The organism is Streptomyces sp. NPDC048461 (assembly GCF_055587105.1).
Genome location: NZ_JBVJGW010000022.1, coordinates 55,904 through 70,834 on the forward strand (window position 1 = coordinate 55,904; position 14,931 = coordinate 70,834).

At 69.9% G+C, this 14,931-nt stretch carries 12 protein-coding genes; 2 read left to right on the plus strand and 10 right to left on the minus strand.

Annotated elements, in window-relative coordinates:
• Positions 1-141: 141 nt before the first annotated feature.
• The 10 genes from ACZ6S8_RS30040 to kdpF (ACZ6S8_RS30085) form a co-directional block, all read right to left on the minus strand.
• Positions 142-948 (minus strand): SDR family NAD(P)-dependent oxidoreductase, encoded by an 807-nt coding sequence (locus ACZ6S8_RS30040; protein WP_469460560.1) that lies wholly within the window; start codon positions 946-948, stop codon positions 142-144.
• A gap of 628 nt (positions 949-1,576) precedes the next feature.
• Entirely contained in the window at positions 1,577-4,123 is a 2,547-nt protein-coding gene (locus ACZ6S8_RS30045) for an ATP-binding protein (RefSeq protein WP_469460561.1), read from the minus strand.
• A 36-nt stretch (positions 4,124-4,159) separates the two neighbouring features.
• Complete coding sequence (locus ACZ6S8_RS30050) at positions 4,160-4,849, minus strand: response regulator (RefSeq protein WP_469460562.1); 690 nt, start codon at positions 4,847-4,849, stop codon at positions 4,160-4,162.
• Between the two features lie 128 nt (positions 4,850-4,977).
• Positions 4,978-5,694 carry a potassium-transporting ATPase subunit C gene (locus tag ACZ6S8_RS30055; RefSeq protein WP_469460563.1) on the minus strand — a complete coding sequence of 239 codons (717 nt, stop codon included), beginning with the start codon at positions 5,692-5,694 and terminating at the stop codon, positions 4,978-4,980.
• A gap of 6 nt (positions 5,695-5,700) precedes the next feature.
• Positions 5,701-7,806 carry a potassium-transporting ATPase subunit KdpB gene (gene kdpB, locus ACZ6S8_RS30060; protein WP_469460564.1) on the minus strand — a complete coding sequence of 702 codons (2,106 nt, stop codon included), beginning with the start codon at positions 7,804-7,806 and terminating at the stop codon, positions 5,701-5,703.
• Positions 7,803-9,467: a potassium-transporting ATPase subunit KdpA gene (gene kdpA, locus ACZ6S8_RS30065; RefSeq protein WP_469460565.1), complete on the minus strand. Its 1,665-nt coding sequence runs from the start codon at positions 9,465-9,467 to the stop codon at positions 7,803-7,805. The genes kdpB (ACZ6S8_RS30060) and kdpA overlap by 4 nt, the downstream gene beginning before the upstream one ends.
• A gap of 8 nt (positions 9,468-9,475) precedes the next feature.
• Positions 9,476-9,565 (minus strand): K(+)-transporting ATPase subunit F, encoded by a 90-nt coding sequence (kdpF, locus tag ACZ6S8_RS30070; RefSeq protein WP_388893622.1) that lies wholly within the window; start codon positions 9,563-9,565, stop codon positions 9,476-9,478.
• Positions 9,562-9,780, minus strand: coding sequence for a hypothetical protein (locus ACZ6S8_RS30075; RefSeq protein WP_469460566.1), 219 nt, complete (start codon positions 9,778-9,780; stop codon positions 9,562-9,564). Before ACZ6S8_RS30075 ends, kdpF (ACZ6S8_RS30070) begins: the two co-directional genes overlap by 4 nt.
• A 23-nt stretch (positions 9,781-9,803) precedes the next feature.
• Positions 9,804-10,136 carry a hypothetical protein gene (locus tag ACZ6S8_RS30080; RefSeq protein WP_469460567.1) on the minus strand — a complete coding sequence of 111 codons (333 nt, stop codon included), beginning with the start codon at positions 10,134-10,136 and terminating at the stop codon, positions 9,804-9,806.
• 53 nt (positions 10,137-10,189) lie between these two features.
• Entirely contained in the window at positions 10,190-10,279 is a 90-nt protein-coding gene (kdpF, locus tag ACZ6S8_RS30085; protein ID WP_267724319.1) for a K(+)-transporting ATPase subunit F, read from the minus strand.
• 256 nt (positions 10,280-10,535) lie between these two features.
• On the opposite strand from kdpF (ACZ6S8_RS30085), the gene ACZ6S8_RS30090 reads away from it, so the two are divergent.
• Both ACZ6S8_RS30090 and kdpB (ACZ6S8_RS30095) read left to right on the plus strand, forming a co-directional pair.
• Positions 10,536-12,428: an APC family permease gene (locus tag ACZ6S8_RS30090; protein WP_469460568.1), complete on the plus strand. Its 1,893-nt coding sequence runs from the start codon at positions 10,536-10,538 to the stop codon at positions 12,426-12,428.
• 213 nt (positions 12,429-12,641) lie between these two features.
• Positions 12,642-14,792, plus strand: a complete 2,151-nt coding sequence (gene kdpB, locus ACZ6S8_RS30095; RefSeq protein WP_469460569.1) for a potassium-transporting ATPase subunit KdpB — start codon at positions 12,642-12,644, stop codon at positions 14,790-14,792.
• Positions 14,793-14,931: the final 139 nt, after the last annotated feature.

Here is a 14,931-nt window from a genome sequence, read left to right on the forward strand (position 1 = left end):
GCGGGGCGGCCCTCCCGCGTGAGGGCCGCCCCGCACAGAGGCCGGAGGCTCAGCGCTGACCGGGTTTGGAGCCGCGGTTGGCTCCCTTGCGGCGGCGGGCCTTCTTCTTGCGGGAGCGCTTGGACACGGTGGCGTGCCCCTTCAGGCGGTGTGGCCGACGAGGAGGTCGGCGAGCTTGTTGAGGCGCTTGACGGTGCGGTCCTCGGTGGCTGCCGGTGCCGGGGCGACGCGCTCGGAGCGGTCGTAGTACGCGCCGTTGACGATGTCGGTCGCCGGGTCGCAGAGCCGCACGACGTGTCGGGCGCCCTCGGTGGCCGGGGCACCCTCGTGTCCGTAGAGGGGAAGGAGACCGGTCGCGCACACGCCGGGGTTCACGGAGACGGCGGTGACGCGCGGGTCGGCGGCGAAGACGGTCAGGGCCAGCTGCGACTGAGCGTAGGCGGCGAGCCGGGAGCAGCGCCGCAGCCGCTGGGGGTCGTTCCACTGGATGGCGCCGGTGCGGTGGAGCGAGGAGGACACGTTGACGACGCGGCCGCCCGGGTCGCTCGTGAGGGCGGGCTCCAGGAGGTTGGTGAGGAGGTAGTGCGCGAGGAAGTTGACCTGGAAGGCGACCTCGTTGCCGTCGGGCGCGAGCGTGTGGCGCTCGGGTGCGGCGATGGCCGCGTTGTTGACGAGTACGTCGAGGTGCGGGTACTCGCGTACGACGGCGTGCGCCAGGTTCTCGACCTCCTCCAGGCGGACGAAGTCGGCGGCGAGCGGCCGCAGCTGGCCGCTGGCGATGCCGTCGGCGGCGATGAGGCGGTCGGTCGCGGCCTGGGCCTCTTCGGCGGTACGGCCGTGGAGCAGGACGACGGCGCCGCTCCGGGCGAGCAGGCGAGCGGTCTCGTAGCCGATGCCGGCGGTGGCGCCGGTGACGAGGACGGTACGTCCGGACGGGGATGCAGACATGTGGGATTCCTGGAAACGGGCACGGCTGACGCGCCCTGCGCCCCGGCGTCATACAGGGACGTGGGCGGGCTCAGGCCATGCGGTGAAGGTGGGAACGCGTACGGAGCCCCGATGGCCGGAGTCCGTCAGGACGCCGGCGGCGGGTACGCAGAGGACGCGCGGCCGATGTCAGAGGGCCGGGCGGACAGCGGGCGCCGTCGGCTGCACCTGATGAGGTGGCCGATCGTCGTGGCGCGGACCGCTGTTCATGACTCGATCCCACCGCATCGAAGGTGTGGCGGGCAAGCCCGCGGACGCTCTTTGACGACCTTCTGATGCCCGGCGTCAGGCCGGCGTCAAAGATCGATTTCTGAGCGGAAGGAACACGTCAAGGGGCGCTTCCCAGGTCTTTCACCCGGCGCAGACTGATCGTGCGACGGAGCCGGCGACGGGCCGGCGGCACGCGGCGTCGGCGGTGGCCTGAACACCGCGGACGAAGAGCACGGTCCCACCGTGGGGTAAGGGACGGTGCGACCGTGCGCCCGTCAGCTGTCGCGCAACACAGGAGCCGTCCGGCTCTCCGGTGTGGGGATACCGGGGGCCGGACGGCTCGCGTGCGTGGGCGCCCGTACGGAGGATCCGTACGGGGTCAGGTGACCGCCGAGGTCGGGAGTTCCGCGCTGACCGGGGGAGCGCTGCCTGCCACGGGGAGAGTGATGACCATGGTGAGGCCGCCGCCGGGAGTGTCCTCTGCGGTGAGGGTGCCGCCGATGGCTTCCGTGAAGCCCCGGGCGACGGCGAGGCCCAGGCCGACTCCGGCGCCCCGCGGGGCGTCGCCGTGGCGCTGGAAAGGCTCGAAGATACGGTCCTTGGCCTCGTCCGGGACCCCGGGCCCGCGGTCGACGACGCGCAGCTCGACGCGGCTGCCCAGGGCGCTGGCGGACACGTGGACGGGTTGCCCCTCGGGGCTGTACTTCACGGCGTTCTCCACGATGTTGGCGACGGCCCGTTCCAGCAGACCCCGGTCGACGGCGATCATCGGGAGCGTCTCGGAGATGTCCAGGTCGACGCTGTCCTCCGGAACGCCGCCAAGGGCCATCGGGACCACCTCGTCGAGGTCCGTCTCGCGGATCAGTGGGACGACGGTGCCGGTGTTGAGACGGGACATGTCGAGCAGGTTCCCGATGAGGGCGGAGAGGCGGTCGGCGCCGTCCTCGATGCCTTCGAGGAGCTCGGCCTTGTCTTCCTCGGACCATTCGACGTCGGCTGAGCGCAGGGAGGTGACGGAGGCCTTGATGCCGGCGAGTGGGGTCCGCAGGTCGTGGCTGACGGCGGCCAGGAGGGCGGTGCGGATGCGGTTGCCCTCGGCGAGCGCCCGTGACTTCTCGGCCTCGTCGACGAGGCGCTGACGGTCGAGGACCACGGCCGCCTGTGCGGCGAAGGCACCGAGGACGCGGCGGTCCTCGGCGGGCAGGACCCGGCCGGTGAGGGCGAGAGCCATGGTGTCGCCTATGGGCAGGTCCACGTCCGCGTCCTCCGGCCGTCCGACCGGGCTGGTGCCGACGGAAGCCGCCGCGGTCCAGGGGTCGACTTCGCTGGTGCGCTCCAGGAGGGTGACCGACTGCATGGCGAAGGTCTCGCGCAGGCGCTCCAGGAGGGCGTCGAGGGAGTTCTCGCCGCGCAGGACGCTGCCGGCGAGGAAGGAGAGGATCTCGGACTCGGCGCGCAGCCGGGCGGCCTGGTGGGTACGCCGGGCGGCCAGGTCGACCACCGAGGCGACGGACACCGCCACACCGACGAAGATCGCTATGGCGACGATGTTCTTCGGGTCGGAGATGGTGAACTCGTGCAGCGGCGGGGTGAAGAAGTAGTTCAGCAACAGGGAGCCGAACGCTGCCGAGGCCAGTGCGGGGAGCAGCCCGCCGAGCAGGGCCGCCGCGACCGTGAAGGTCAGGAAGAGCAGCATGTCGTTGGCCAGGCCCAGGTCCGGCACGACCAGGTTGAGCAGGACGGCGAGCAGCGCGGGCCCGGCGATGCCGGTGAGCCAGCCCCAGATGATGCGGGAGCGGCCGAGGCGCGCGCCCCGTGTGACGGGCAGGGTACGGCGGCCCTTGGCAGCCTCGTCGTGGGTGACGATGTGGACGTCGAGGTCCGGGCCGGATTCGCGGGCGACCGTGGCGCTGACACCGGGGCTGAAGACGGACTGCCACGACCGTCTGCGGCTGACGCCCAGCACGATCTGGGTGGCGTTGCAGCCGCGGGCGAACTCCAGGAGCGCGTCGGGGACGCTGTCGCCTATGACGTGGTGGAAGGTGCCGCCGAGGTCCTCGACCAGCGTCCGCTGGACGGCCAGCTCCTTGGGTGAGGCGGACGTCAGTCCGTCGCTGGCGGCGATGTAGACGGCAAGGACCTCGCCGCCCGCGCCCTTCTCGGCGAGGCGGGCCGCGCGGCGAATGAGGGTACGGCCCTCCGGGCCGCCGGTGAGGCCGACGACGATGCGTTCGCGGGCCTGCCAGGTGGAGCGGATGTTGTGCTCGCCGCGGTACTCCTGGAGGTACTCGTCCACGCGGTCCGCGACCCACAGCAGCGCGAGCTCGCGCAGGGCGGTCAGGTTCCCGGGCCGGAAGTAGTTCGAGAGGGCCGCGTCGACCTTGTCGGGCTTGTAGACGTTGCCGTGCGCCATGCGACGGCGCAGTGCCTGCGGGGACATGTCGACCAGCTCGATCTGGTCGGCGCGCCGCGCCACCTCGTCCGGGACGGTCTCCCGCTGCCGCACCCCGGTGATCGTCTCGACGACGTCGCCCAGCGACTCCAGGTGCTGGATGTTGACGGTGGACACGACGTCGATGCCGGCCTGGAGGAGCTCCTCCACGTCCTGCCACCGCTTGGCGTTGCGGGAGCCGGGGACGTTGGTGTGCGCCAGCTCGTCCACCAGCGCCACTGCGGGGCGCCGCGACAGGATCGCGTCCACGTCCATCTCGGCGAAGGTGGAGCCCCGGTACTCGATCTCGCGCCGCTCGATGAGCTCCAGGCCGTGCAGCATCACCTCGGTGCGGGGCCTGGAGTGGTGCTCGACGAAGCCGACGACGCAGTCGGTGCCCCGCTCGATCCGGCGGTGCGCCTCGGACAGCATGGCGTACGTCTTGCCGACGCCCGGCGCCGCGCCGAGGTAGATGCGGAGCTTGCCGCGTCCCATGTTCCGTCTCTTCTGTGCTGGGGGGTGTGGTGGGGATCAGGGTTCGAAGCGGTACCCCATACCCGGTTCGGTGATCAGGTAGCGGGGGTGGGAGGGGTCCGCTTCCAGTTTGCGCCGGAGCTGGGCCATGTAGACGCGCAGGTAGTTGGTGTTCTCCCCGTACGTCGGCCCCCACACCTCCAGCAGGAGCCGACTCTGTGTGATCAGACGGCCGGGGTGGGTGATCAGGATCTCCAGCAGGTGCCATTCGGTCGGGGTGAGCCGCACGCTGCGCTCACCCCGCCGCACCTTCTTCGCGACCAGGTCGATGGTGAATTCGTCGGTCGTGACGACGGAGACCTCGGTGGCCTGCGAAGCCGCCGGGGCTTCCTGTCTACGGGTGGCCGCCCGGAGGCGGGCCAGGAGCTCGTCCATGCTGAACGGTTTCGTCACGTAGTCGTCGGCGCCGGCGTCCAGGGCCCGGATCTTGTCCTCGGAGGTGTGGCGTGCGGAGAGGACCAGGATGGGGACCTTGCTCCAGCCGCGGACGCCCTTGATGACGTCGATGCCGTCCATGTCGGGCAGGCCGAGGTCCAGCACGATGACGTCCGGCGTGCGCGCCGCCGCGAGCCGCAGGGCCGATCCGCCGTCGCCGGCCTCCTCGACCTCGAACTTGCGCGCCTGGAGGTTGATCCTCAGCGCGCGGACGAGCTGGGGATCGTCCTCCACCACCAGCACCCGGGTCATCGGTGTGCAGCCTTTCCTTCGGTACGGGCACGGCGGGAGCCGGCGGGCCGGTTGCCGGCCCCGGCCGAGGCCGGGGCCGGGGGAAGCGGCGCGCCCCGCAGGCTCCCGGAGACGTGCGTTGTGGAACATCAGCTCTTGGAGAGCGCCTTCAGAGCGATGTTGAGCTCGAGGACGTTGACACGGGGTTCGCCCATGAATCCGAGGACGCGGCCCTGGGTGTGGTCGGCGACGAGCTTGTCGACCTGCTTGACGTCGATTTTGTTCTGCTCGGCGATCCGGTGGACCTGGAGCTTGGCGTACTCGGGGGAGATGTTCGGGTCGAGGCCGGACCCGGAGGAGGTGACGGCGTCGGCGGGGACGTCTTCCGGCTTGACCTGGTGGCCGGCCGTGGAGTTGTCCGCGATGACGGCTTCCTTCGCGGCGACGACCTGGGCGCAGAGGGTGCCCTCCTCCGCGTCCTTGGTGCAGACCCCGTTCACGGCGCCGTTGTCGGCGGAGCGGTTGGTGGCGCCGGAGAGGATCAGCGAGTACTGGGTATTGACGCTGTTGCTGCCCAGGCCGTTCGAGGGGCGCGGCTGGAACCACTTCAGGTCCGGCCGCGCCGCCTCCTCGGCGTCATCCGGATCGTTCTTCGGGAGGATGTACGTCTGCCCGATGAGGGAGGACCCGACGACCTGGCCACCGTTGTCCTTGATCTCGGAGCCGTTGGCCTTGTCGCTGAACAGGGCCTGGGCGATCCCGGTGACGGCGAGGGGATAGATGACGCCGCAGATCACGGTCAGGACGAGGAGGGCGCGCAGGCCCGCCCCGAGCAACCGTGCAGCGTTCCCTACAGAGTTGTTCATCGCAGATCAGCCGATTCCGGGGATGAGGGAGATGAGCAGGTCGATGAGCTTGATGCCGATGAACGGGGCGACGAGGCCGCCGAGTCCGTAGATCCCGATGTTGCGGCGGAGCATCTTGTCGGCGCTGGTGGGCCGGTACTGGACGCCCTTGAGGGCGAGCGGGACCAGGGCGATGATGATCAGCGCGTTGAAGATGACGGCCGAGAGGATCGCGGACTCGGGCGAGGCCAGGCCCATGATGTTGAGCTTGTCCAGGCCCGGGTAGACCACGGCGAACATGGCGGGGATGATCGCGAAGTACTTGGCGACGTCGTTGGCGATGGAGAACGTGGTCAGTGCCCCGCGGGTGATGAGGAGCTGCTTGCCGATCTCGACGATCTCGATGAGTTTGGTGGGGTTGGAGTCGAGGTCCACCATGTTCCCGGCCTCCTTGGCGGCCGAGGTGCCGGTGTTCATCGCGACGCCGACGTCGGCCTGGGCGAGGGCCGGGGCGTCGTTCGTACCGTCTCCGGTCATCGCGACGAGCTTGCCGCCGGCCTGTTCCCGCTTGATGAGGGCCATCTTGTCCTCGGGCGTGGCCTCGGCGAGGAAGTCGTCGACGCCTGCCTCTTCGGCGATGGCCTTCGCCGTCAGCGGGTTGTCGCCCGTGATCATGACCGTCTTGATGCCCATGCGGCGCAGTTCCTCGAACCGCTCGCGCATGCCCTCCTTGACCACGTCCTTGAGGTGAATGACGCCCAGCACGCGAGCGCCCTTGATGTCCTTCACGGCGACGAGCAGCGGCGTGCCGCCGGCCTCGGAGATCTTGTTGGCCAGAGTGTCGGCGTCGTCGGAGACCTGACCACCCTGCTCCCGGACCCAGGTGATGACAGAACCGGCCGCGCCCTTGCGGGTCTGCTTCCCGTCCACGTCCACGCCCGACATACGGGTCTGGGCGGTGAAGGCGATCCACTCGGCGTGCGCCAGCTCGCCCTGGTGGCGCTCGCGCAGCCCGTATTTCTCCTTCGCCAGGACCACGATCGACCGGCCCTCGGGCGTCTCGTCCGCGAGGGACGACAGCTGGGCGGCGTCCGCCAGTTCCGCCGCCGTGGTGCCCGTGACCGGGACGAACTCGGACGCCTGGCGGTTGCCGAGGGTGATGGTGCCGGTCTTGTCGAGCAGCAGCGTCGACACGTCTCCGGCGGCTTCCACCGCACGACCGCTCATCGCGAGGACGTTGCGCTGGACGAGCCGGTCCATTCCCGCGATGCCGATCGCGGACAGCAGCGCGCCGATCGTGGTCGGGATCAGGCAGACCAGCAGGGCGGTCAGCACGATCATCGACTGCTCGGCGCCCGCGTAGATCGCGAACGGCTGGAGGGTGACGACGGCCAGCAGGAAGACGATCGTGAGGGACGCGAGGAGGATGTTCAGCGCGATCTCGTTGGGCGTCTTCTGCCTGGCGGCGCCCTCCACGAGCGCGATCATCCGGTCGATGAAGGTCTCGCCGGGCTTCGTCGTGATCTTGACGACGATCCGGTCGGAGAGCACCTTCGTGCCACCGGTCACGGCCGAGCGGTCGCCGCCCGACTCCCGGATCACCGGCGCGGACTCGCCGGTGATGGCCGACTCGTCGACCGACGCGACGCCTTCCACGACGTCCCCGTCACCGGGGATGACGTCCCCGGCTTCGCAGACCACCAGATCGCCGATGCTCAGCTCGGCTCCCGGGACCTGCTCCTCGCTCCGGCCGTCCTCGGTCAGGCGGCGGGCGACCGAGTCGGTCTTGGCCTTGCGCAGGGTGTCGGCCTGCGCCTTGCCGCGGCCTTCGGCGACGGCTTCTGCGAGGTTGGCGAAGATGGTGGTGAGCCACAGCCAGGCGGTGATGGCCCAGCCGAACCAGTCGCCCGGGTCCCTGACCGCCAGTACGGTCGTCACGACCGAGCCGATCAGTACGACGAACATGACCGGGGACTTGATCATGATGCGGGGGTCGAGCTTGCGCACGGCGTCCGGGAAGGACTTCAGCAGCTGCTTGGGGTCGAAGAGGCCGCCGCCGACCCGTCCGGCGCCCGTCTTGTGGCCGGTGGGTACGTCCTGGTGCGGAGCCCTGGTGGGCGTGGCGGTGCTCATGAGGCGAGCCCTTCGGCGAGCGGACCCAGCGCCAGCGCCGGGAAGTAGGTCAGTCCGGTGATGATGAGGATCGTTCCGACGAGCAGGCCCGCGTAGAGCGGCTTGTCGGTGCGCAGGGTGCCCGCGGTCTCGGGGACGGGCTTCTGCTCGGCGAGCGAGCCGGCGAGGGCCAGGACGAACACCATGGGCAGGAAGCGGCCCAGCAGCATGGCGATGCCGATGGTGCTGTTGAACCACTGTGTGTCGGCGTTCAGGCCCGCGAAGGCCGAGCCGTTGTTGTTGGCACCAGAGGTGTAGGCGTAGAGGATCTCGGAGAATCCGTGTGCCCCGGTGTTGGTCATCGAGTTCGCCGGGGTGTCCAGCGCCATCGCGGCGGCCGTGAAGCCGAGGACGAGGGCGGGGGTGATGAGGATGTAGCAGGCGGCGAGCTTGATCTGCCGGGTGCCGATCTTCTTGCCGAGGTATTCGGGGGTGCGGCCGACCATCAGGCCGGCGATGAAGACGGCGATGATCGCCATGATCAGCATGCCGTAGAGGCCGGAGCCGACGCCGCCGGGGGCGATCTCGCCGAGCTGCATGCCCAGCATCGCGATGCCGCCGCCGAGCCCGGTGTAGGACGAGTGGAAGGAGTTCACCGCACCGGTGGAGGTGAGGGTGGTGGCGACGGCGAAGATCGACGATCCGCCGATGCCGAAGCGCGTCTCCTTGCCCTCCATAGCCCCGCCCGCGACGTCCAGCGCCGGGCCGTGGTGGGCGAACTCGGTCCACATCATCAGGCCGGTGAACGCGATCCAGATGATGCCCATGGTGGCGAGGATCGCGTAGCCCTGGCGCAGGTTGCCGACCATCCGGCCGAAGGTGCGGGTCAGCGCGAAGGGGATGAGCAGGATCAGGAAGATCTCGAAGAGGTTGGAGAAGGGGGTGGGGTTCTCGAAGGGGTGGGCGGAGTTGGCGTTGAAGTAGCCGCCGCCGTTCGTGCCGAGTTCCTTGATGACCTCCTGCGAGGCGACCGCGCCGGCGTTCCACTGCTGCGAGCCGCCCATGAACTGGCCGACCTCGTGGATGCCGGCGAAGTTCTGGATGACGCCGCACGCGACGAGGATCACCGCGCCGATCACGGAGAGGGGAAGAAGGATGCGGACGGTGCCGCGGACCAGGTCGGACCAGAAGTTGCCGAGTTCGCCGGTGCGGGAGCGGGAGAAGCCCCGTACGAGGGCCACCGCGACGGCCATGCCGACGGCGGCGGAGACGAAGTTCTGTACCGCCAGGCCGCCGGTCTGTACGACGTGGCCCATGGCCTGCTCGCCGTAGTACGACTGCCAGTTGGTGTTGGCCACGAACGACGCGGCGGTGTTGAAGGCCTGGTCCGGGTCGATCGACACGAAGCCGAGCGAGCCCGGGAGGCTGCCTTGCAGTCGCTGGAGTCCGTAGAGGAACAGGACGCTCACGGCGGAGAAGGCGAGGACGGCGCGCAGGTAGGCGGGCCAGCGCATCTCGGCCGAGGGGTTGGCGCCGATGGCTTTGTAGATCCACTTCTCCGGCTTGTAGTGCTTTTCGGAGGAGTAGACGCGGGCCATGTAGTCGCCCAGCGGGCGGTAGGCCAGCGCGAGGGCGGCTATCAGCGCGAGCAGCTGGAGCACTCCAGCGGTTACGGGGCTCATGGCAGTGCTCAGAACCTCTCCGGGTACACGAGGGCGAGGACGAGGTAACCGAGCAGGGAGACGGCGACCAGCAGGCCGACGATGTTCTCGATCGTCACAGCTTGGTCACCCCCCGGGCGATAAGGGCCACCAGCGCGAATATCGCGACCGTGGTGACGACGAAGGCCAGATCGGCCATCGCGAGCTCCTGGATGAAGAAGGAAGTAATGAATCGGCCAGATGGCCAATGACGAGACAACCGTGTCTTCACCCCGGCGTTAAGACGCTTTGACGGGGTCCATACGGACGCCGAGGAACTCTTGACGCCGCCCATACGCGAGGGCTGCGAATCGCCGCTCAGCCCTGGTGGGACAGGCCGGCCGTGTCCAGGGCGGCGCCTGCCTGCGCGGCCGGGGCGACGGCCACCAAGCGGGCCTCTTCGGGCGGCAGGGGGTGTCCGGGGACCGGGTCGAGGAGGAAGCGGCCGTAGCAGTGGCCGCCGCCGAAGCCCCGCAGTTCCGTCTGCCCGTCCGGCCACTCGGCGTACTCGGTGATCCGGTCGCCACGGCGCAGCGAGACGATCCATGAGCAGAGCCCCGTTCGTCGCGGAGAGCTCCGTGCGGAACGGCACGAGCGCGAGCGCCACGAGGAAGGGGGCCACGAGCCCCGCGAGCAGAGCGGCGGGGCCATGGAGTCGGTATCCGGACAGGTGATGCCTCCTGTCCGGAGGGCAGAACCTCGGATCAGAACTTCTCGGGCCTGATCAGAGCGGCCACGAGGTAGCCGAGCAGGGCGAGGGCGACGATGAGCCCGACCACGTTTTCCGCGTCCATCCGCTGCTTCTCCTTCGATGTGTGCGATCGGGCTGCGTCGCCCGCCTTCAGCGTGCACCTGGGGGCGCGGGCAGCAACGCACCCTGGCGGGGTCTTGACGCACCTCATACGGCATTCGGGTCCCGGCGTCAGGAGCGCGTGAAGAGTGGGCCGGTGGGCGTATGGATCGCGCCAATCTCCCTGGTCATCCGGCCACGGCATCAGGACGCTGTCCTCACTTTGTCCAACGGAGGAACCAGCGAAGATGGCTCTACACATGCGAAAGCCGGCCACGACAGGACAGGCGCCGAGCACGGAGGAACCCCCTGATACCGGCGTCACGGTGCCCGCCGAGGGGGACCGGCACCGGCTGACCGCGCTCCAGGGCCTGGCCGCGCTGTCGCTGGACGCGATGGCCTCCGTCGCCTACGGGCCCGAGTCGATCGTGCTGGTCCTGGCGGCGGCCGGCGCCTACGGCCTGGGGTTCACCCTCCCCGTCACCCTGGCGATCGCGGCGCTGCTCGCCGTACTGGTGGCCTCGTACCGCCAGGTGATCGCGGCGTTCCCGGACGGCGGCGGCTCGTACGCCGTCGCGAGGAAGCACCTGGGACGCCGTACGAGCCTGGTGGCCGCGGCCTCGCTGATCCTCGACTACGTCCTGAACGTGGCCGTCTCCGTCACCGCCGGAGTCGCCGCGCTGACCTCGGCCTTCCCCGATCTGCACGGGGAACGGGTGTGGATCTGTCCAGCCGTTCTGGTCCTGGTCACGGCGGTGAACCTGCGCGGCGTCGTCGACTCCGCCAAGGCATTCCTCGTCCCGACGGCCGTGTTCGTCGGGTCGATCCTGACCATGGTCGCGGTCGGTCTCTTCCGTGACGGTCCGGTGAGCACCGCCTCCGCCACCGGGCACGCCTCGGCCCTGGGCGAGGGCGCCACCGCGGTCGGCGCGCTCCTGCTGCTGAAGGCCTTCGCGGCCGGCTGCTCCGCCCTGACGGGCGTCGAGGCGGTTGCCAACGCCGTGCCGTCGTTCCGGGCCCCGGCCGCCCGGCGCGCCCAGCGCACCGAGGTCGCCCTCGGCGCTCTGCTCGGCGTCATGCTGATCGGGCTGTCGGTGCTGATCGGCCGCTTCCACCTCCAGCCCGTCGAGGGCGTCACCGTTCTCGCCCAGCTCGCGGACGCCTCGTTCGGGCACAACGCGGCTTTCTACGTGGTCCAGTTCGCGACCATGGTGCTGCTGGCCCTGGCCGCGAACACCTCCTTCGGCGGGCTCCCGGTGCTCATGAGCCTGCTCGCCCGCGACAACTACCTGCCGCACGTCTTCGCCCTCAAGGCAGACCGCCAAGTGCACCGCCACGGGGTCGTGTGGCTGGCGCTCGTGTCAGCCGCCCTGCTCGTGTTCTCCGGAGGCGACACCAACACCCTCGTCCCGCTCTTCGCGATCGGTGTCTTCGTCGGCTTCACCATCTGCCAGATCGGCATGGTCCGGCACTGGCACGGCGAGCGCCCCAAGGGCTGGCGGGCCAAGGCCGCCCTCAACGCCTTCGGCGCGCTGCTGACCGGTGTCTCCGCAGTCGTGGTCACCGCCACCAAGTTCACCGAAGGCGCCTGGCTGATCGTCCTCGCCCTGCCGCTGCTCGTCCTCGGCTTCGGACGCGTCCGCCGGGCCTACGCGCAGATCGGCGAACGCCTGGAACTCGGCCGGATCCCGCAGCCGCCCCACAGCTCCCGCTCCCTGGTCGTCGTACCCGTCTCCGGGCTTTCCCGGCTCACCTGCCAGGCGCTCACCGCCGCCCGCTCGCTCGGCGACGACGTCGTCGCCGTGACCGTCACGCACTGCGCTCCGGAGGACCGGCAGGCAGCCGAAGCGCTCCGCCGGGACTGGGAGCTGTGGAAGCCCGGAGTCGAGCTGACCGAGATCACCTCGCAGAGCCGCTCGCTCGGCCGGCCCGTGTCGGCCTACGTGCGCGAACTGGCCCGGACGCACCCGGACGCCCAGGTGACCGTCCTCATCCCGGAGACCGAACCCGCCCACCTGTGGCAGCGGATGCTCCAGAACCAGCGAGGCTCCGTCGTCGCCCACGCCGTACGCCGCGACACCGACGCAGTCATCTGCCGACTGCGCTTCCGCATCACCGACGACGCACGCCGGCCTGCGTCGACGCGCCCTTGACGGCGACCTGACGCGCCTCGTGCGCCGCCGTCAAGAAGGTGCCAATTCCCCCGCCCGAATGCGGGACCACCCATGAACGGGCGCTAGTTTCCTGTCTGTTGCGCTGCCGGGGACCTCGATCACTCACATGACGGCCGAGGGGGTCCATGCGAGCCAGTCCCCGGCGGCGACACCCTCTCCCGCACCCCGTTGATCTCGTCAGAAGGTCGCTCCATGCCTCCCGCCGCCACGCAGCACGTACCCCCGGGTCCCGGCACACCTCCACGGACGCCGGTCAACCGTCCGTCCCGGAAACGCTCCGGCCAGGTGAACGTACTGGAGCCCGAGCTCCTCGCCACCTCGGCCCGGGAGGCCGTGGCCAAGCTGCACCCGCGCGAACTGGTCAAGAAGCCGGTGCTGTTCGTCGTCGCCGTCGGATCGCTCCTCACCACGCTCTCCGCAGTGATGCACCCCTCCGTCTTCACCTGGGTGATCAGCGTCTGGCTCTGGCTCACCGTCCTCTTCGCCAACCTCGCCGAAGCCGTCGCCGAAGGCCGCGGCCGCGCCCAGGCCGAGTCGCTGCGCAAGGCGCGTACGGACACGGTCGCGCTGCGCCTGAACCACTGGACGTACGGCGCGAACCTGCGCCATGCCGAGACCGAGGCGGTCACCCCGGCCGAGCTCCAGCCCTTCGACTTCGTGCTCGTCGAGGCCGGCGAATCCGTCCCGGCCGACGGCGATGTCGTCGACGGCGCCGCGATGGTGGACGAGTCCGCCGTCACCGGCGAATCGGCCCCGGTCCTGCGGGAGTCGGGCGGCGACCGGTCCTCGGTGACCGGCGGCACGACGGTGCTCTCCGACTCGATCGTCATACGCGTCACCTCACGCCCGGGAAACAGCTTCATCGACCGGATGATCGCCCTGGTCGAGGGCGCGTCCCGGCAGAAGACCCCGAACGAGATCGCGCTGAACATCCTGCTGGCGGCCCTGACCGTGATCTTCATCCTGATCGTGGTCGGCATCCAGCCCATGGCCGCATACGCGGGCGCCGCCCAGTCGACGACCGTGCTGGTCGCCCTCCTCGTCACCCTCATCCCCACCACCATCGGCGCCCTGCTCTCCGCGATCGGCATCGCCGGCATGGACCGCCTCGTCCAGCGCAACGTCATCGCGCTGAGCGGCCGCGCCGTCGAGGCCGCGGGCGACGTGAACACCCTCCTCCTCGACAAGACCGGCACCATCACCCACGGCAACCGCGAGGCAGCCGAGTTCATCCCGCTCCCCGGGACCGACCACACCAAGCTGGCCGACGCCGCCCAGCTGTCCTCCCTCGCCGACGAGACCCCCGAAGGACGGTCCGTCGTCGCCCTGGCCCAGCGGTACGGACTCCAGCCGGCCGCCTCCGAGGACCTCAGCAACCCCCGCTTCACCGAGTTCAGCGCCCGCACCCGGATGAGCGGCGTCAACCTGAGCTGGGACAACGGTGCCGGCTGCGCCATCCGAAAGGGCGCGGTGACGCAGGTCTGCGACTGGGTGGCGGCCCGCGGCGGCACCGTACCCGCGGAGGCCGCCGCATGGTCGGCGGCCGTCTCCGCATCCGGCGGGACCCCGCTGCTGGTCGCGGTCCACGACTGGGACGGCCCGCGCGTCCTCGGCATCATCCACCTGAAGGACGTCGTCAAGGACGGCATCCGGGAGCGCTTCGCGGAACTCCGGGCCATGGGGATCCGTACGGTCATGGTCACGGGGGACAACGAGCTGACGGCCCGCGCCATCGCCGCCGAGGCGGGCGTGGACGAATACCTCGCCGAGGCCACTCCCGAGGACAAGATGGCCCTCATCAAGCGGGAACAGGCCGGCGGCAAACTGGTCGCGATGACCGGAGACGGTACGAACGACGCCCCGGCCCTCGCCCAAGCCGATGTAGGCGTGGCGATGAACACCGGCACCTCGGCCGCGAAGGAGGCCGGGAACATGGTGGACCTCGACTCCAACCCCACCAAGCTCATCGAGATCGTCGAGATCGGCAAGCAACTCCTCATCACCCGGGGCGCCCTGACGACCTTCTCGATCACGAACGACGTCGCGAAGTACTTCGCGATCATTCCGGCCATGTTCACCGCGGCCCACCCCGGGCTCGAAGCCCTCAACATCATGGGCCTGAGCAGCCCGACCTCCGCGATCACCTCGGCGATCATCTTCAACGCGCTGATCATCGTCGCCCTGATCCCGCTCGCCCTGCGCGGTGTCCGCTACAAGCCCGCTTCCGCCCACGACCTCCTGCGCCGCAACCTCGGCGTCTACGGCCTCGGCGGTCTGGTCCTGCCCTTCGTCGGCATCAAGCTCATCGACCTCCTGGTGTCCACCGTTCCCGGCTTGGGCTGACTGTCCGGTCGAGCCCACGGCTCGGCTCCCGACTGGCGCGTCCGCGTTAAGGACGCGTCAGTATTGCCTCAGACCCGTGCAAAAAGGATCTCGCTGCGTACGCTGACTCAGCCGTCGATGCCGATGGCTGATTCTCTGC